The following is a 16,038-nucleotide window of genomic DNA, read 5'->3' as shown; positions in this document are numbered from 1 at the left end:
AGCCCGCGATCAGCGGGGCCGGTGGCCGAGGAGTTCGATCAGCCCGACGGGGAGGTACGCGGGCCGGTGAGGACGGCCGACCTGGTACGGCACGTAACCGAGCGAGGCAGCGACATCGACCTCCTCGGCCGTCTCGGCCTGATAGACGACCCGGCAGTGGCCCGATGAGGTCTTCGCGCGCTGCCAGAGCACGGGAGCCGGCTTGCGTTCCGCCTCCGTGCGGGGAGTGAGGACGCGGTCGCCGAAGTCCTCCCAGGCGAAGGGCGCGGAGCCCCGCCACGTGGCGTCGACCTCCTTCTTCAGCCTGGCGGCGCGCTCGGCGTCGGTCGTGCCCCAGGAGGGCGGAACGTTGGTGATCAGGCCGATCCTGATGTGGCGTTCGCGCAGTGCCCGCAGATAGGAGGCCGCCCCGGGCTGATAGCTGGTGCTGCCGTCGTCGGCGGTGTGCACGAGGGTCTCGCCCAAGTCGAAGTACACGACGGGGCAGGGGCGTTGTGGTGCCACGCGGGCGGCGGAGGGCGTCGCCGGACTGCCGCTCGCGTCCCGGGGCGCGGCCGTGCTCGCCGTCGCGCACAGCACGGTCGACGTCAGCGCCGCGCAGAGCGCGAGGCCCGCCCGGAGGGAGCCCTGTAAGGCGGATGTGTTCATGGTGGCGTCGACGCCCTTCTTCTGGCACACCACGAGGGTGTGCGATTGTCCGTTACATGACATGCCGCCGCTGGTGCTGCCCCCAGCGGCGCCAAGGTGACCGGCCGCTTGCGTGTCGTTTCGCCGATCTATCGCGCTCTACCCCCGAACACCGCGCGCCACTCGGGCCCCGCCGGCCGCAGCGTGATCAGGCCGCGGCCGCCAGGGCAGGCGTGCTTCAATGCGGCTCTGTTGCGGACCCTGTTCGCTTGGCGGGCCCGCGCTCGTGACGGAGGATGACCCACGATGAAGCTTCCTGCGCCCGTGCACGTGCTCAACGAGGGGCTGGCCTTCCTCCTGGAAGTCGTGGCGCTGGTCGTCCTGGCCTGGTGGGGGTGGCAGAGCGTGGAAGCCCTGGCCCTGCGGATCCTCCTCGCGGTCGCTCTACCTGCGGCGGCCGCCACGCTGTGGGGTCTGTTCGCCGCGCCGAAGGCCCGGATACCGGTGCCGTTGGCGGGCGTTCTGGCGGTGAAAACGCTGGTGTTCGGAGCCGCGGCCGTCGCGTGGTACGCCATGGGCCGACACGGGTGGGCCACCGCCTTCGCCGTCGTGGTCGCCGTGAACACCACCCTGGCGACGCTGGACCGGCGGGCATTGATGCATCAGCAGACCTGACGACCCGTTGGCGCATTCTCATACGCCCCTCTATAGGCACTGCCTATAGGGGGCATGACCTGGCCACGTCGATGGAACCGATCGGCACGACGTTCATCACGGCCATGAAGATGCTGATCGGGCCGATCGTGTTCCTGACCATCATCGGCGGCATCGCCGGGGTGACGGACCTGAAGAAGGTGGGCCGCACCGGCGTCACGAACATCACCACGCGCATGCTCTCGATGCTACGAGCGGGTGCATATCGTCGGCGTATCGAAAACCGCATACGTACCGGCAACACCCTGCTGCCTTGACTGGCGGCATGACTCGCATCCCACCATCAGCACGGACAATGCCCCGACGGATGTGCCGACGCCTTGCCGTCGGCCTGATCTGCCTGCTGGGCCTGACAGTTGTCATAGCCGGGATCACCGCAGCCCTCGGCGGGCGATTACTCGAGCGCTCGTCCTCCTCGGCCGCATCACCCCTGAATTCGCTCGGCAGCGATCACCGTGATGCGCTCGGCGAGGAGGACGGCGTGGTCACCGAGGGCGTGACCGTCTTCGATGACGCGACTCCGGCCCTGTCCGGTCTCGATCCGGAGCTGCTCAAGGCTCTGCGCCGGGCCGCGACGGATGCGGCGGACGACGGAGTCGAGATCTACGTCAACAGCGGCTGGCGTTCGGCGGATTACCAGAATCAGCTTCTTCGCGAGGCGGTAGCCGAATACGGGTCGAAGGACGAGGCCGCCCGATGGGTGGCCACCGCGGCGACATCCCCCCACGTGTCAGGGGACGCGGCCGACCTCGGCCACTCCGACGCCACAAAGTGGCTTGCCGGACACGGCGCCGAGTACGGGCTGTGCCGGATCTACGAGAACGAACCATGGCACTACGAACTACGCCCCGAAGCAGCCGACCAAGGCTGCCCGCGTACGTATGCCGACCCCACCGAGGACCCGAGGATGCAGCGGTGAGCGTGAGCGAGCGAGAAGAGATCATGGTGCGTGCCGACACGGCGGAGGAGACCGGTCAGGGCACTCAGGAAGTACGGAGCGGGCGGGGCGGACAGGGCGGCGCCGACGGCCGGGGCGTCCCCTCCGGTACCTGGCGCGCCCGCATCCGCCGGACGGCCCGCGCCGCCTCCCGGCCGGAGCCCTGGAAGCGCGGCCCGGTGCTGACTGCCCTTGCCTTGCTGCTGGGCCTGTTCCTGCTGCTGCACGCACAGATCACGGACTACGGGGGCCTCGGCAGCCTGGTGGAGACCTTCCTGCCATGGTTCGGCCTGCCTGTGCCGGTGCTGCTGACCGGGGCGCTGTGGCGTCGCTCCGCCTCCGCGGTGGTCGCGCTGCTGATGCCGGTCACGGTGTGGCTGAACCTCTTCGGCGGGCTGCTCACCGACAAGTCCCACTCCGGCAGCGACCTCACCGTGGCCAGCCACAACGTCGGCGCCGACAACTCCGATCCGGTCGGGACCGCCCGCGCCCTCGCCGCCTCCGAGGCGGACGTCCTGGCCCTGGAGGAGATCAGCGCCCAGGCGAAGCCGCTGTACGAGACAGGCCTGGCGAAGACATATCCGTACCACACGGTGAAGGGCACGGTCGGGTTGTGGAGCAAGCTGCCGCTGTCAGACACCCGGCCTGTCGACACGGAGATGGACTACGGGCCGCTGGCGGACACCAAGCCGGCCGACGTCAAGATGGCCTACAACCGGGCGCTGCGCACCACGGTGGCCACGGAGCGGGGCCCGCTGGCGGTGTACGTGGCCCACCTGGGCTCCGTACGCGTGGTGGCCGGCGAAGGCTTCATGACGGACCACCGGGATCGCGGCGCGAAGGCGCTCGCGGAGGCCGTCGCCAGCGAGCGGAACAAGCGGGTGGTGCTGCTCGGCGACCTGAACGGCACCACCGACGAGCGCGCGCTGGCCGGCATCACCTCGCAGCTGCGCTCGGCGCAGGACGAAGCCGGTGACGGCCTCGGCTTCAGCTGGCCTGCGTCCTTCCCGGTGGCGCGGATCGATCAGATCCTGGTCCGGGGTGTGGAGCCGGCGAGTGCGTGGGTGTTGCCGGAAACGGGCAGCGACCACTTGCCGGTGGCGGCCGGGATCAGGTGGTGAACCTGGTGACTCGGTGACCGACGCGAGCGCGGTTGCGCGCGTCGTGGTGGAAGGGGAGACCCTTCGACCTCCCCAGGCGTAACAGCCCTCCCCTTCCAACCTTCGCCGGGTGCCCAACCGCGCCGGATCCATGCGCGCCAATTCCATGCGCGCATGGATCTGTGCGCGCCGTGATCAACGGCTGCCGCTCCCCGACCCTGTTTGTCAGAGGCGTCCGCTAGCTTGCGAGCCATGGGAAACTCAGGCGGATCTTTGGCGACCCGGTGTTCCACGGGTGAACTGCACCAGCTGATGCGGGCTGCTGGTTTTACCGGCATCGAGGACACGCAGGTGCTGGCGGAGGGCTGGGGCGTCACGGAATTCGCCGACGCGGGGCAGCGTAGCCTGACGACCCTTGTACGGAGGACGGGGACACCGGCGGTCATGGTGTCCTTCGTGGACAGCGACCTGGGGTTCGTCGAAGCCGTCACGCCGGAAGGCAGCAGTTGGGAGGGCCTGCTCAACCGCGAGCTGGCGGAGAGCTACGAGATACCTCTTGAGCAATTCCCCGTGGAACCCGCGGTGGCCGGCGCACTTGCCTGGTCGACCGCTGCCGGACTGACCGCCGATGAGATAGCCGTCCGACACACGCTCGCCGGGTCGGCTCTCTTCGCGGAGGAACTTTCCGCAGCCCTCCTGGCCGCTCTGGGGCTGCCCGGTGCGACCCGGCCAAGGTGCGACGCCGGCATCGCAGAATGAACGTGTGCCGCTTCCGCGGCTGCCGTGGTGCGACCGGTGGACCACCCCTCCGTTCCATCTAGGGGCTTCGATAGCCTCGCCCTTCGTCGTAACGGCTCGGCGTACGTACACCACAACTCGGGGGACCTTTCGATGAGCGGCAACTCGCAGAACCCACCGGCACGATCCGCCATCGAAGCGCGCGTCCTGCGGGACTGGGGGCTCGAACTGCCTGAGTCCATCTTCCGGTTCTGGCGGTTCCTCGAGTCACTCGGCCCGGCCGAAGAGCGTGCGCTGGCGGACATGGGGGTCAGCCCGTTCGGCGTCATGGATCTGTTCGCCGACCCTGACCGGATGCCGGCTGAGGGCATCGACGTACGCGTGCTCGGCCGCTACTACCGGGACCCGCCCGAGTTCCTGACCTTCATGCACGGGGGTACGGACGGTCTGCACTACGGGCTGTGGTTCGACGACGGCCGTACCTGCAGCACGGTTGCCTCCTACTACAACAACGACGGCGGCGGAATCGACACCACCGCGAGCACACCGCTGGAGGCGGTACGCGCTGTCCTCGAACGAGTCTGGCGTGACCTCGAGGACGACGTACGGGACGAAGAGGCGCACGTGAGGCTCGATCACCTAACCCTGCTGCGCGATGCGTTGACCGCCGTGGAGACCGGGGACCGGCCCGAAGCGGGACTCGCCTACTCCACGAAGTACGACAGGTCCGCCGGACCCGTGGACCCGGACCGGGTCACCACGCTGGACGGTGCGGGCGGGCTCGCTTCAGGCGCCTCCACCCTCGACCGTCCCGGGCACCGAGGCGCCGATGAGTACAAGTTCGCGACCTACATGTACGCCCTGTTCGACGATGCCGCCGCCTTGCGGGCCAACGTGGAGGACGCCCGCCGCCGCTGCGCGCAGGGCGATCCCACGGAGGCGCTGCTCCTGGGCCGCGACCTGCACTGGGCGTCGGCGGGCGACCCGGACCGCGAGGCCCTCGCGAACGAACTCCTCGTGCTCGCCTATCGCGCGCTGGACCGCCCCGCGCTGGAGGCCATCGCAGAGGCACACCACCGCCACCGCTCCCTCCCGAAAGTGCACGTACTGGAAGGGTGATCCGGAGGGCTGGGCAGAGGGGCACATGTCCCGTCAGACAGCGACCCGCAGCGGCCGTGCGTCCGCACGGCCGTAGGCGAGAACCCTCGCAAGGACCTCGCGGAACTGTGCGATGTCTTCGGCGGGGGTCTCGATGACTGCTTCGATCTCGCAGTCACTCAGCTTCAACGCCGGCAGCGAGTCCGGGTCCAGAGACACACGAAGAACGTCGTCGGTCAGCTCAACCGCACGCACACATCCGTATGCCGTGCCTTGGTCCGCCGTGACCAGACAGTGCGTGTCCATGCCCAGGGACACATCCTGCTCATCGGGCTCCTCGCCGCCGCACTGGAACAGCATGACGAAACCATCGCGGTCCGAGATGCCGGCCTCGATGAAGTAGCCGTCCGGGTCTATCTCTGCGCCGGCTTCACGCGCGACGAAACGGTAGGTCATGACGCTGTTTCTAGCAGCCCCTCCGCAGAACGCCGTGCGCGCGGCGTTCGCCACCGGTGGTGCCGGGTGGCAGGGCGTCATCCCTTGGGGCTTGGCCGAGGGCCAAAGATGACGCCCCGCGCCGCTCACCAGGTCTTGCCGGCCTGCTCCCGGGTCGTGCGGTTGATTCGGTTGAAGAAATTGGTCAGCGCGATCTCCATGGTGATCGCGCCCAGTTGCTCCTGGCTGAAGTGTTCGGCGGCGGCGTCCCAGATCTCGTCGGAGACGCCGGGCGCGCCGTCCTGGAGGCGGGTGGCGGCCTCGGTCAGCTCGAGTGCCGCCCGCTCCTGATCGGTGTAGAAGGGAGTCTCGCGCCACGCGACCACGTGGTGCAGCCGATCATCCGTCTCACCGGCCTTCTTCGCTCCGGTGACGCTGGCGTAGACGCACGGCGCGCAGCCGTTGATCTGGCTGGCGCGCAGGTGGACCAGCGTCAGCAGGTGCTGGTCGACGCCTCCCGCGGCAATCACCTTGTGGAGGTGCTGGATCGCGGTGATCAGGTCAGGACTTACCGCGCTCTTCAAGCGTGCTTCCATCGGTCTGCTCCTTCATCGGTTACCTACGCCCGTTCGGGCCCGTCATCACCTACGACGGAGCAGCTCTCAGGAAGGTAACAACATGCGGCAGACCAGCCCGACGGACCCGATGGCCGCGGCGTTCGAATCCCAGCGGGACCGGCTGCGCGCGGTCGCCCACCGCATGCTCGGATCGCACGCCGACGCCGAGGACGCCGTCCAGGAGGCATGGCTGCGGCTCTCCCGCCAGGATGCGATGGCCATCGACAACCTCGCCGGATGGCTGACGACGGTGGTCGGCCGGATCAGCCTGGACGTCCTGCGATCGCGCCGGTCCCGCCCCGAGGCGCCCTACGGCGACCAGATCCCCGAACTCGTGGTGACGCTCGACGACGGTGTGGTCCCCGAGGAGGACGCGGTGCTCGCGGACTCGGTCGGGCTCGCGCTCCTCGTCGTACTCGAGTCGCTCCGGCCGAACGAACGGTTGGCATTCGTGCTGCACGACCTGTTCGCGGTCCCCTTCGACGAGATCGGCCAGATCCTCGGCAAGTCGACCGACGCCACGAAGATGCTCGCCAGCCGCGCCCGCAGAAAGGTGCGGTCGACCGAGCGGCCGACAGGCATTGAGCCAGGGCAACGTGAGGCGGTCCGGGCGTTCTTGGCAGCGGCTCGGCTCGGTGAGTTCGAGGAGCTGCTGAGACTGCTCGACCCCGACGTGCGACTGACCGTCGACACACCGGACGGCGCCGCCGTCGTCCTCGGCGCCTCCAAGGTCGCCGCGGGCGCGAAACTGGCCGCGGGCGCGGCGACAGCGGGGCACGCGGCGATCGTCAACGGTTTGCCCGGGGTCATCTCCTGGCACGAGGACGGCACGCCGCTGTCGGTCCTCGCGTTCACCGTCGTCGACGGCCGGATCACCGAGATGACGGCGGTGGTCGACCCGGCCAAGCTCGCGCTGATGGACCTTCCGGCTCCGGTGTGAGTGTGGGCCTGACCGGCGGGAGGTCCGACTCCCGCCGACCTGCCCCGACCTTCTCCGTCCGCCTCCGACCTGCCCCGACCTCCCCCGTCCGCCTCCGACCCTCTCCGGTCGGCGTGACCGCGGCGTCCACGCGCCAAGAACGTAAGCTGGCATGCATGCGGATGCGACCCACGTTGACCTGGGAGCCCACCGGCGGTCTGCTCCCGGCCTCGCGCGACCTCACCGCTGTCGTCGAGGCGGTGCGCGCGGGCAAGGTCGTGGTACTGAGCGGTGCGGGGCTGTCCACGGAGTCGGGCATCCCGGACTACCGCGGCGAGAACGGTTCCCTGCGCCGGCACACGCCCATGACGTATCAGGAGTTCATCGGCGCCGAGCAGGCGCGACGGCGGTACTGGGCACGCAGTCAGCTGGGATGGCGGGCGATGACGCGGGCCCGCCCCAACGCCGGTCATCGGGCCGTGACCGCGCTGGCCGAGGCGGGCTTCGTCACCGGTGTGATCACACAGAACGTCGACGGGCTGCAGCAGGCGGCCGGGGCCCGGAACGTCATCGAGCTCCACGGAAGCCTGAGCCGGGTGGTCTGCCTGACCTGCGGGCGAGGCAGCACCCGAGTGGAGCTCGACCAGCGGCTGAGGGAGGCGAATCCGGGGTTCGAGGCCGCCGCCGAGCGCTATCGTGCCGCGCGGGTCAACCCGGACGGCGACGTGGAACTGCCGGATGAGGCGGTGCGTGAATTCCGGGTGGTGGCGTGTGCGGCCTGCGGCGACGGGGTGCTGAAGCCGGACGTCGTCTTCTTCGGTGAGAACGTCCCCCCGGATCGGGTCGCGGCCTGTCGCCGCCTGGTCGATGAGGCTGCCGCCCTGCTCGTACTCGGTTCCTCCCTCACCGTCATGTCCGGCCTGCGTTTCGTGCGCCAGGCGGCGGAGTCGGACACGCCGGTCCTGATCGTCAACCAGGGCCCGACCCGAGGCGACCGCTGGGCGACCCAGCGCGTCGAACTGCCGCTGGGGGAGGCGCTGGCGGCTCTGGTGGCGAGGGTGTGTCCCTGAGGGTGGCGCGACCAGCGTGCTGCGCTGGTGGCGGTGGCGGTGGCGGTGGTGATGCACCGGATTTCGTCGTCGGCGGTGCCACACTGGCGCCGTGACCGACATGGAACGGCGGACCGAGCGGCGCTTGGAGCGAGCCATCGTGGAGTTGCTCGACGAGCGGGCGGCAGAGGCGACCATCTGCCCGTCCGACGCCGCGCGGGCGGTGTACGAAGGGGACGACGACGGCTGGCGCGCGCTCATGGAACCGGCCCGCCGCGCGGCCCGGCGTCTGGTGACGGCCGGCGAGGTGGAGATCACCCAGGGCGGCCGGCCCATCGACCCGGAAAAGGCCCGCGGTCCGATCCGTATCCGCCGCGTTCGCTGACGCCTCCCAGGCTCAGAGCGTGCGTCGTAGAGCCGTCTCCACTGCGTCGATCAGTGGATCACCCTCGGTCCGTGGGTGCCGTGCGAGGCCGAGTTCGACGTCCGGCAGGGTGGGCAGGGCGCTCGCGTCGTGGCCGACCATGCCCGGTTCGAGGTTCGTGGGCATGAGTGCGGCGACGCCGAGCCCGGCCCGCACCGCGGCCAGTACGCCGACCAGACTGTTGCTTTCGAACGCCACCCGCCAGCGCCTGTCGGCCAGTTCCAGGGACTTGAGCACCGACGCACGCCAGGTGCACGTACCCGAGAACAGCACCACGGGCAGGGGGTCGGCGGTCACGTCCACGCCGTCGCCGATCGCCCAGACCAGCGGGCGGCGTACCGTCCAGCGTGGCGGCGCGGGAACCACCGGCACCTCGTCCAGCACGAGTTGCACGCGGCCCGCTTCATAGGCCTCCCGCATCTCGGCGGTGGAACAACTCAACACCTCCAGCGTCGCACCGGGGTGCAGTCGGGCGATGTCGGCGAGAGCTTGTGGAAGCTGGGCCGCGGCGAGGTCTTCGAGCAGCCCGACGCCGCAGCGGCCGGTCAGCGCGCGCCCGGTCTCGGTGAGCGCCTGTGCGCTGAGCGAGAGGATGCGTTCGGCGTACGGCAGGAGCTCCTCGCCCGCACGGGTCAGGGAGACACCGGAGGGCGATCGGTAGAGCAGCGGGCGGCCGACGGCACTCTCGAGCTTGCGGACCTGCTGGCTGAGCCCCGGCTGGGTCTTGCCGAGCGTGGTCGCCGCGCGGCTGATGCTGCCGGCTCGGACGACGGTCACGAATGACCGCAGCAACGCGGTCTCAAGGTCTCTGGCCATAAATAATTATGATGGCAGCCCCAGCAAAATAACCACTACCTATGTCGTGACGCAGGATTTAGCGTCACACGGGTGACCGGATACCGACAGATACTCGCCGTGCCGGGGATGGCACCGCTGCTGGGCATCTCACTGCTCGCGCGGGCCGCGATCACCGCCGACGTGATGGCGCTGACGATGTACGTCGTGCTGGGCCTGGACATGAGTTACGCGGCAGCCGGTGGTGTCGCGGCGGCGTTGACCACCGGACTGGCGCTCGGCGGGCCGCTGCTCGGCCGCATGATCGACCGGCGGGGCCTGCGTGCGGTGCTGCTGGCGACCGTCGTGGCGCAGGTCGTGTTCTGGCTCAGTGTGCCCATCCTGCCGTACGGGGCCCTGCTGGGCGCCGCCTTCGCGGCGGGTCTGCTGATGGTGCCGGCCCAGCCGGTGACCAGGCAGGCGATCGCCGCGATGACGACGGCGGAACAGCGCCGCCCCGCCTTCGCGCTGGAATCGGTGCAAGGCGAACTGGCGTACATCGTGGGCCCGCCGATCGTGATCCTTTGCGCGGCGAAGGTGCCCCCTGGAGTGGTGGCCTGGGGCGTCGGTGCCGCGATCGTGGTGGGGGGAGCGGGCATCGCCCTTCTCGACCCGCCGCTGCGCACCAAGGACGAGGCGGGCGCCGGAGCGGCCCGACGACCCCGTCGCCGGGAGTGGCTCGGCCCGGGCATGATCGCCATGCTCATGATGGCGTTCGGCACCACGATGCTGCTCAGCGGTACTGATCTGGCCATCGTCGCCACCCTCAAGGAAACCGGCCAGGTCTCCTGGGCTGCCGTGGTGGTGGCGACGTACGGCGCGGCCTCCGTCGTCGGCGGGCTGGTGTACGGCGTGCTGTCCCGGCAGCTGCCGACCTGGCTGCTGCTCGGTCTGCTCGGCCTTGCGACCATCCCCGCCGGGCTGGCCCACGATTGGCCCTGGTTGTGCGTGGCCGTTGCCCTTTCGGGCCTGCTCGTCGCGCCGACTCTCTCCACGGTGGCCGACGCGGTGATGCGACTCGCGCCCTCCGGAGTACGTGGTGAGGCGACGGGCCTGCAATCCTCGGCGCTCAGCGCGGGTTTCGCACTGGGAACCCCGATTGTCGGGGTCGCGATCGACGCCTCCGTGCCGGGCGGCGGCTTCGTGGCGGCCGGGCTGGCCGGCCTCGCCGCCGCCCTGGCCGGATACCTGGTGTCCCGCGTCTCACGCGCCCGAACGCGGCCTCCCCACAGCGGACATGGGCTCACCGGGGTGCGGGGCCTCGATTCGTATCCGACGCATCCTCACGAGACAGGCGCCCGGCCTGGCGCGTGAGGATGCGGCACGGACCCTGAACCGACCCTCATCGGTCCGGTGGGCCCGGTCAAGGCAGGATCTCGACGTACCCCTCGGCCCCGTGGACGCGGATACGCTGACCGTCACGGATCAGGCGGGTGGCCTGCTCCACGCCCACGACAGCCGGCAACCCGTACTCACGGGCGATCACCGCGCCATGGGTCATCAGGCCGCCGACCTCCGTCACCAGGCCCCCGATGCCGACGAACAACGGGGACCAACTGGGGTCCGTGAAGGACGTCACCAGGATGTCCCCCGCGTCGAGATCGGCCTGCGACATGTCGAGGATGACGCGGGCCCGTCCCTCGACGGACCCTGCGGAAACGGGCAGGCCGATCAGGGCGCCGGCCGGCACGTCGTCGCGCCGGTAGGCCCCGGTGAGGGCTTCGCCGTCCGACGTGAGCACCCGGGGCGGGGTGAGGGTCCGGTACGACCGGAACGCGTCTTTGCGCTGCAGGATGAGCTGGTCATCCAGCTCGTTCGAGCGCACGACCTCGCGGAGTTCCTGGAACGTGAGGTAGAAGATGTCCTCCCGCTCGGGAAGCACGCCTGCCCGCACGAGGCGTTCCGCCTCGTCGAGAAGGGCAGTCTTGTAGACGAAGTAGCGGCAGATGATGCCGTACTTGGGGTACTCCCGGTACCCGATGAAGGTTCTGACCCGGTCGATCATCCCCTTGGCCTCGTCGGCCTTCCGGGCCCCGTCCGGCAGGGCCCGCAAGCGTGAGAGCACTTCCTGTTCCTTCTGCTGCGCCCTCTGCCGCCCTTGCTCGAAGCGCCGCTCTGCGGCTCCCGGTTCGAAGTTCCTGACGTTGTCGAGGATCACGGGCACGAGCGTGGTGGGGCGTTCGCTCCAACGTGGCCTGGTGATGTCGATCTCGCCGACGCAGCGCATGCCGTACCGGTCGAGGTAGGCCTGGATGGCGTCGCGGGCCTCGGTTCCGCCCGCGAGCTCCGGCAGCTCGTCCAGGAAGCCCTCGTTCGGGAAGCCCTCCTCCTGGGCACCCTGCAGGAAAGCGACCACCTTCGGGTGCGGGCGAATCACGTCCGCGACGTCGAGCAGTGCCAGTCCCATCTCCGAGGTGATGTTGTCGGGGGCGGACAGCGTGAGGGTGTCGGCCGCGTTCTTCTCGCCCAGCCACTCCTGCAGCTTGTCGTTGAGCCACCACGTGGCCTCCATCCCCGCCATGATCGCCTGCATGCTCACGGGGTCACCGAGGACTCGCTTGTGTTCCTCGAAGGCCTCCAGGAGGAAGTCGAACAGAGCCGGTCCGGTCTTCGTCCGGATGTCGCGCCGCAGGGCGGCAACGGACGCCTCGCTGCGTTCGATCAGCTCGGCGACGATGGACGGGTCGGTCGCGATCGGGGCGGCGGGCGCAGCGCTCCGCGGCGGCCCGCCGGGGACCGTCTCCGCAAGTGACGGGACGAAGTCCTCGCGGTCGATGACGGTCTCCAGAGCGTCCCTGACCAGCGGATCGCCCTTGCCCATGAGGTCCAGGAGCATGGCGCGGCTCGCGGGCGAAGCCAGGCGCCGGGTGACGTCGACGAACAGCCTGCCGCCTGCCTCGAGCATCGGCGCCATGGCCGTCAGCTGCCACATGGAGTACCCGAGGGGCTTCATGGCGTCGGTCATCATCTGCTGGTGGCCGACGGAGACGTAGACGTGATTGTCCTGGTCGTCGGCCTCCGGGAGGGGAAAGAGGGTGGTGATCGGCCGGCTCTGAACGATCTGGAAGCCCTCGTCGTCACCATCACCATCACTGTCATCGGCCAGACACCATTCGATGTCCTGGGGGCGGCCGAAATGCGCTTCGATCCGCCGCCCGAGCCGCACGAGTTCCACGGCTTGGCCGTCCGTCAGTGCCGGCTGTTCCTGCCGCCGTGCGTCGACCGGCACCTCTTGCGTGCCGCCGGTGGGCAGGGCCTGCACGGCACGTTGCTTGGCGGCGATCGTCCTTGCCACGACTTCGCCGTGGCGCACCTTGAAGGTGTCGGGGTTCACCAGGCCGGAGACCAGGGCTTCGCCGAGTCCGAAGCCCGCGTCGACCGTGGCGACCTTCCGGTCGCCCGTCACCGGGTCGGCCGTGAACAGGATCCCGGCCGCACGGGGGAAGACCATCCGCTGCACGACCACGGCCATCTGGACCGTGCGGTGGTCGATGCCGTTGCGGCGGCGGTAGGTGACGGCTCGCTCGGTGAACAGCGAGGCCCAGCACCGGCTGATGTGCCGGAGGATCGCCGCCGGACCCACGACGTTCAGATACGTGTCCTGCTGGCCGGCGAAGGAGGCCGTGGGCAGGTCCTCCGCCGTCGCGCTGGACCGGACGGCGTAGGCGGCCTGCTCGCCGAGACGGGTGACCGCCTGGGTGATCGCCGCCGTGAGTCCGGCCGGGAGGGGAGTCTCCTCGATGGCCCGACGGATCTGCGCGCTGAGCGTACGAATCTCTTCGCGGTCGTCGGGGTTCCCGCCCGCCAGTTGGTCGAGCCGCTCGTCGAGCGACGGTACTTCCGCCATGACCTGCCGGAAGGCGTCCGTCGTCACGCAGAAGCCACGCGGCACTCGGATGCCTTCGATGCGTGACAGTCCGCCCAGCTGAGCACCCTTGCCGCCGACGACCGCGACCTGCGTCTCGTCGACCTCCTGCAGATCCAACACGTACTGCTCAGTCACTGCGTTACCTCCGGGGCAGCCGCGCTGCGTTGTACTGGGATGGCACCGGTTCGACGTCACCACGCCGCCGCGCGGTCGACAACAGCACACGCACGTCGTGCCCTCATCTCCGCAGGTGGTGGCGTCGGCGGATGATTCTGCGCCGTGGCCGGGGCCTTGTGGCAAGCCCCCCACTGGGCTATATGTTGAGAGTGGCAAGGAGAGGTCTCTCCTTGCCTTTGTCTTTTTTTGCCGTACCCACGACCGGCTCGGGCCGCCGGTGGAGGCCTGACGGGGTGCGTGCGCCGTCATCTCCGGGCAAAGTTGATGGCGAGGTTGTGCCAGTGGTGCACGAGGCGGAAGACAGCTGAACCGACGCGAGGTGCTCTCGCGGAACCGGGGCGATCGATGTTCCGTACGCAGGCGGCCGACGACGGCGACGAGCTGCTTGCCAGGCTCGGGGCCCTGACTGCCCGGGCCCGGGAGCTCGCGGAGATGCAGCGCTCCCGCGTCGAGCTGGCGGTGGCCCTGCAGCGCGGCATGCTCCCGCACGACCTTCCGGAGCCTCCGGGTGTCCGGCTGGCCGTCGGCTACATGCCCGCCAACCACGGGCTCAACGTCGGGGGAGACTGGTACGACGCCTTCACCATGCCCGACGGCCGTATCGGGCTGTCCATCGGAGACGTGCAGGGGCACAACATCCAGGCCGCCGCGTTCATGGGGCAGGTCCGTGTGGGACTGCGCGCGCTGGCCTCCGTCACGGGCGACCCGGGCGAGCTGCTCACACGTACCAACGACCTCCTGGTCTCCCTGGGCGCGGACCTCTTCGCCACCTGTACCTTTCTGCGGCTCGATCCGGCCACCGGCGTCCTGGAGTGCGCTCGGGCCGGCCACATCCCCCACATCTGGGCCACGGCCGACGGCCGGTCCGGCGTCGACGAAGGAGAGTGCGGGCCGCCGCTCGGCGTGCTCGAAGGCGCCGAGTACCCCGTGGTGTGCCACCGGCTCAGCACGGACGGTGTCGTCGTGCTGCTGACCGACGGAGTGGTGGAAGGGCCGTCATTGAGCCTTGACGAGGGCCTGCGGCGGGTGATGCGGCTCGCCGAGATCACTACCGCTGCCGGTCTCGGCATCGACGCTCTCGTGGGCGGTGTGATGCGGTTGGCGGACACGGTGGGGCATGAGGACGACGCCGCCGTGCTTGTCGTGGGCCATGACGGTGGGGCGTTGTAGCGGTGCTGGTGTCGGATCGCCGAGGGTGACGGTTTACTCGCCGCGCCGCGAAGCGACGGGAGGGGCGCACGACAAGGAACACGACATGGCACGGAACGCGACGCGACGCGGCGCGGCGCGGCGGGACCCGGACAGGGGCCCTCACATGGCCGAAGTGGGCCACTCGGTGTCTGATGGCCCTGTGTTGGTGACTCGGCGGTTCCGGCGGTTCCGGCTGTCCCTGGAGGTAGTCCTCAAGACACTGGCCGTGGCCGCCTGCTACTACGTGGCAGGGCGCCTGGGCCTGCTCGGCCGGCTCACCGTCGAGGGAGTGATCGTCACACCCATTTGGCCGCCGACCGGCGTCGCCGTCGCCGCACTGCTCGTCTACGGCGTGTCGATCTGGCCCGGCATCGCCGTGGGTTCCTTCCTCGTGATCGCGTCCCTCACCACCCCTCAGCTCACCACGCTCGTCACCGTGGCGGGCAACACCGTCGGCCCGCTCTCCGCCTACCTGATGCTGCGCCGGGTCGGTTTCCGGGTCGGAATCTCGCGGCTGCGTGACGGCCTGGCCCTGGTCTTCCTCGGTGGGCTCGGCGCCATGCTGATCAGTGCCACCGCGGGGGTCGGGCTTCAGGTGCTGACCGGTGGGCTGGAAACGGGGGAGTTCTGGTCGGTGTGGCTGGCCTGGTGGGTGGGCGACGCGATGGGTGTCCTGCTCGTCACGCCGCTCCTGCTCGTGCTGGTGGGCGCCGCTGGGCCGCTGCGGCTGAGGCGCTGGAAGGAGATGCTGTGCCTGGGCCTCGCGGCCGTGATCGTCGTGCCCCTGGCAGTGCTCGGCAACCTGAGTCTGCTCTTCCTCGTCTTCCCGCTGCTCATCTGGGTGGCGTTGCGCTTCCAGCTGGCCGGGAGCATGCTGTGCGCGTTGTTCGCGTCCGTCCTGACGACCTTCGAGGCCAACGAGCAGCAGGGCGCCTTCCAGGGCCTGACCGCCGTCGAGGTCATGACCAAACTCCAGGCGTTCAACGGCGCTACCGCGCTGACGGCGCTCTTGTTGTCCGCCATGGTCGCGGAACAACGCGCCACCCGACGGTCGGTGAGGAGTGCGTGCGGGGAACTCGCGGAGGTCCTGGAGCACCTGGCCGCGGGGGAGACCCCACCCGAGTTGTCCCCCCGCCACGTCGCCGCGCTCCATCCCGACGACGGAACGACATCGACGACAGACAGCCCCAGCCACCGGGACACGGACGCGTAGGCGGCCCGCTGAGCCACGGCATCGTCGTCGGCTCGGCTGCCGCGACCGTCGTGGCAGTGGTCGCGGGCGAGGAGGAACGACTGCGTCGGCAGGGGCC

The 16,038-nt window shown here is 69.7% G+C and carries 17 protein-coding genes; 12 read left to right on the top strand and 5 right to left on the bottom strand.

Translation table 11 applies throughout. The annotated features are described in order from the left end of the window. Window positions 1-9 precede the first annotated feature (9 nt). Window positions 10-648: a hypothetical protein gene (locus tag ACWGIH_RS08670; RefSeq protein ID WP_453444856.1), complete on the bottom strand. Its 639-nt coding sequence runs from the start codon at window positions 646-648 to the stop codon at window positions 10-12. 285 nt (window positions 649-933) lie between these two features. Here ACWGIH_RS08670 and ACWGIH_RS08665 point away from each other — a divergent pair, with 285 nt between their 5' ends. The 6 genes from ACWGIH_RS08665 to ACWGIH_RS08640 all read left to right on the top strand — a co-directional run bounded on the left by ACWGIH_RS08665 (window position 934) and on the right by ACWGIH_RS08640 (window position 5,235). Then, window positions 934-1,302 (top strand): YrdB family protein, encoded by a 369-nt coding sequence (locus ACWGIH_RS08665; RefSeq protein WP_453444855.1) that lies wholly within the window; start codon window positions 934-936, stop codon window positions 1,300-1,302. A 71-nt stretch (window positions 1,303-1,373) separates the two neighbouring features. Next, a complete protein-coding gene (locus ACWGIH_RS08660; RefSeq protein ID WP_453444853.1) occupies window positions 1,374-1,598 on the top strand; it encodes a cation:dicarboxylate symporter family transporter in 225 nt (74 codons plus the stop codon). Window positions 1,599-1,648: 50 nt separating this feature from the next. Then, window positions 1,649-2,260, top strand: coding sequence for a M15 family metallopeptidase (locus ACWGIH_RS08655; protein WP_453444852.1), 612 nt, complete (start codon window positions 1,649-1,651; stop codon window positions 2,258-2,260). Window positions 2,261-2,283: 23 nt separating this feature from the next. Beyond that, window positions 2,284-3,399, top strand: coding sequence for an endonuclease/exonuclease/phosphatase family protein (locus ACWGIH_RS08650; RefSeq protein WP_453444999.1), 1,116 nt, complete (start codon window positions 2,284-2,286; stop codon window positions 3,397-3,399). 231 nt (window positions 3,400-3,630) lie between these two features. Beyond that, the gene (locus ACWGIH_RS08645; protein ID WP_453444851.1) at window positions 3,631-4,137 is read left to right on the top strand and encodes a hypothetical protein; all 507 of its coding nucleotides are present in this window, start codon (window positions 3,631-3,633) and stop codon (window positions 4,135-4,137) included. Window positions 4,138-4,269: 132 nt separating this feature from the next. After that, window positions 4,270-5,235, top strand: a complete 966-nt coding sequence (locus ACWGIH_RS08640; protein ID WP_453444849.1) for an ADP-ribosylation family protein — start codon at window positions 4,270-4,272, stop codon at window positions 5,233-5,235. A gap of 33 nt (window positions 5,236-5,268) precedes the next feature. Here ACWGIH_RS08640 and ACWGIH_RS08635 read toward each other — a convergent pair whose 3' ends face one another. Together ACWGIH_RS08635 and ACWGIH_RS08630 are read right to left on the bottom strand one after the other, a co-directional pair. Continuing rightward, entirely contained in the window at window positions 5,269-5,670 is a 402-nt protein-coding gene (locus tag ACWGIH_RS08635) for an Imm10 family immunity protein (RefSeq protein WP_453444847.1), read from the bottom strand. A gap of 125 nt (window positions 5,671-5,795) precedes the next feature. Continuing rightward, complete coding sequence (locus ACWGIH_RS08630; RefSeq protein WP_453444845.1) at window positions 5,796-6,245, bottom strand: carboxymuconolactone decarboxylase family protein; 450 nt, start codon at window positions 6,243-6,245, stop codon at window positions 5,796-5,798. A gap of 82 nt (window positions 6,246-6,327) precedes the next feature. On the opposite strand from ACWGIH_RS08630, the gene ACWGIH_RS08625 reads away from it, so the two are divergent. The 3 genes from ACWGIH_RS08625 (at window position 6,328) to ACWGIH_RS08615 (ending at window position 8,619) form a co-directional block, all read left to right on the top strand. Continuing rightward, complete coding sequence (locus tag ACWGIH_RS08625) at window positions 6,328-7,206, top strand: sigma-70 family RNA polymerase sigma factor (protein WP_453444843.1); 879 nt, start codon at window positions 6,328-6,330, stop codon at window positions 7,204-7,206. A 155-nt stretch (window positions 7,207-7,361) separates the two neighbouring features. Next, a complete protein-coding gene (locus ACWGIH_RS08620; RefSeq protein ID WP_453444842.1) occupies window positions 7,362-8,255 on the top strand; it encodes an NAD-dependent protein deacetylase in 894 nt (297 codons plus the stop codon). 100 nt (window positions 8,256-8,355) lie between these two features. Then, entirely contained in the window at window positions 8,356-8,619 is a 264-nt protein-coding gene (locus tag ACWGIH_RS08615) for a DUF3253 domain-containing protein (RefSeq protein WP_453444997.1), read from the top strand. 12 nt (window positions 8,620-8,631) lie between these two features. Here ACWGIH_RS08615 and ACWGIH_RS08610 read toward each other — a convergent pair whose 3' ends face one another. Continuing rightward, on the bottom strand, window positions 8,632-9,474 hold the full coding sequence (locus ACWGIH_RS08610; protein ID WP_453444840.1) for a LysR family transcriptional regulator: 843 nt from the start codon (window positions 9,472-9,474) through the stop codon (window positions 8,632-8,634). Between the two features lie 72 nt (window positions 9,475-9,546). Between ACWGIH_RS08610 and ACWGIH_RS08605 the strand changes: the two genes are divergently transcribed. Further along, window positions 9,547-10,806, top strand: a complete 1,260-nt coding sequence (locus ACWGIH_RS08605; RefSeq protein ID WP_453444838.1) for an MFS transporter — start codon at window positions 9,547-9,549, stop codon at window positions 10,804-10,806. Between the two features lie 49 nt (window positions 10,807-10,855). Here the strand turns inward: ACWGIH_RS08605 and rph are convergent, their stop codons facing one another. Further along, the gene (rph, locus tag ACWGIH_RS08600; RefSeq protein ID WP_453444836.1) at window positions 10,856-13,495 is read right to left on the bottom strand and encodes a rifamycin-inactivating phosphotransferase; all 2,640 of its coding nucleotides are present in this window, start codon (window positions 13,493-13,495) and stop codon (window positions 10,856-10,858) included. A 387-nt stretch (window positions 13,496-13,882) separates the two neighbouring features. Between rph and ACWGIH_RS08595 the strand changes: the two genes are divergently transcribed. Both ACWGIH_RS08595 and ACWGIH_RS08590 read left to right on the top strand, forming a co-directional pair. After that, on the top strand, window positions 13,883-14,707 hold the full coding sequence (locus tag ACWGIH_RS08595; protein WP_453444835.1) for a PP2C family protein-serine/threonine phosphatase: 825 nt from the start codon (window positions 13,883-13,885) through the stop codon (window positions 14,705-14,707). Between the two features lie 181 nt (window positions 14,708-14,888). Then, the gene (locus ACWGIH_RS08590) at window positions 14,889-15,941 is read left to right on the top strand and encodes an MASE1 domain-containing protein (protein ID WP_453510247.1); all 1,053 of its coding nucleotides are present in this window, start codon (window positions 14,889-14,891) and stop codon (window positions 15,939-15,941) included. The last annotated feature ends 97 nt before the right edge of the window (window positions 15,942-16,038 follow it).

It is taken from the genome of Streptomyces sp. NPDC054872 (assembly GCF_053610705.1).
Note: the sequence above shows the minus strand (reverse complement) of the source record. Positions and strands in the feature narration are given on the sequence as shown.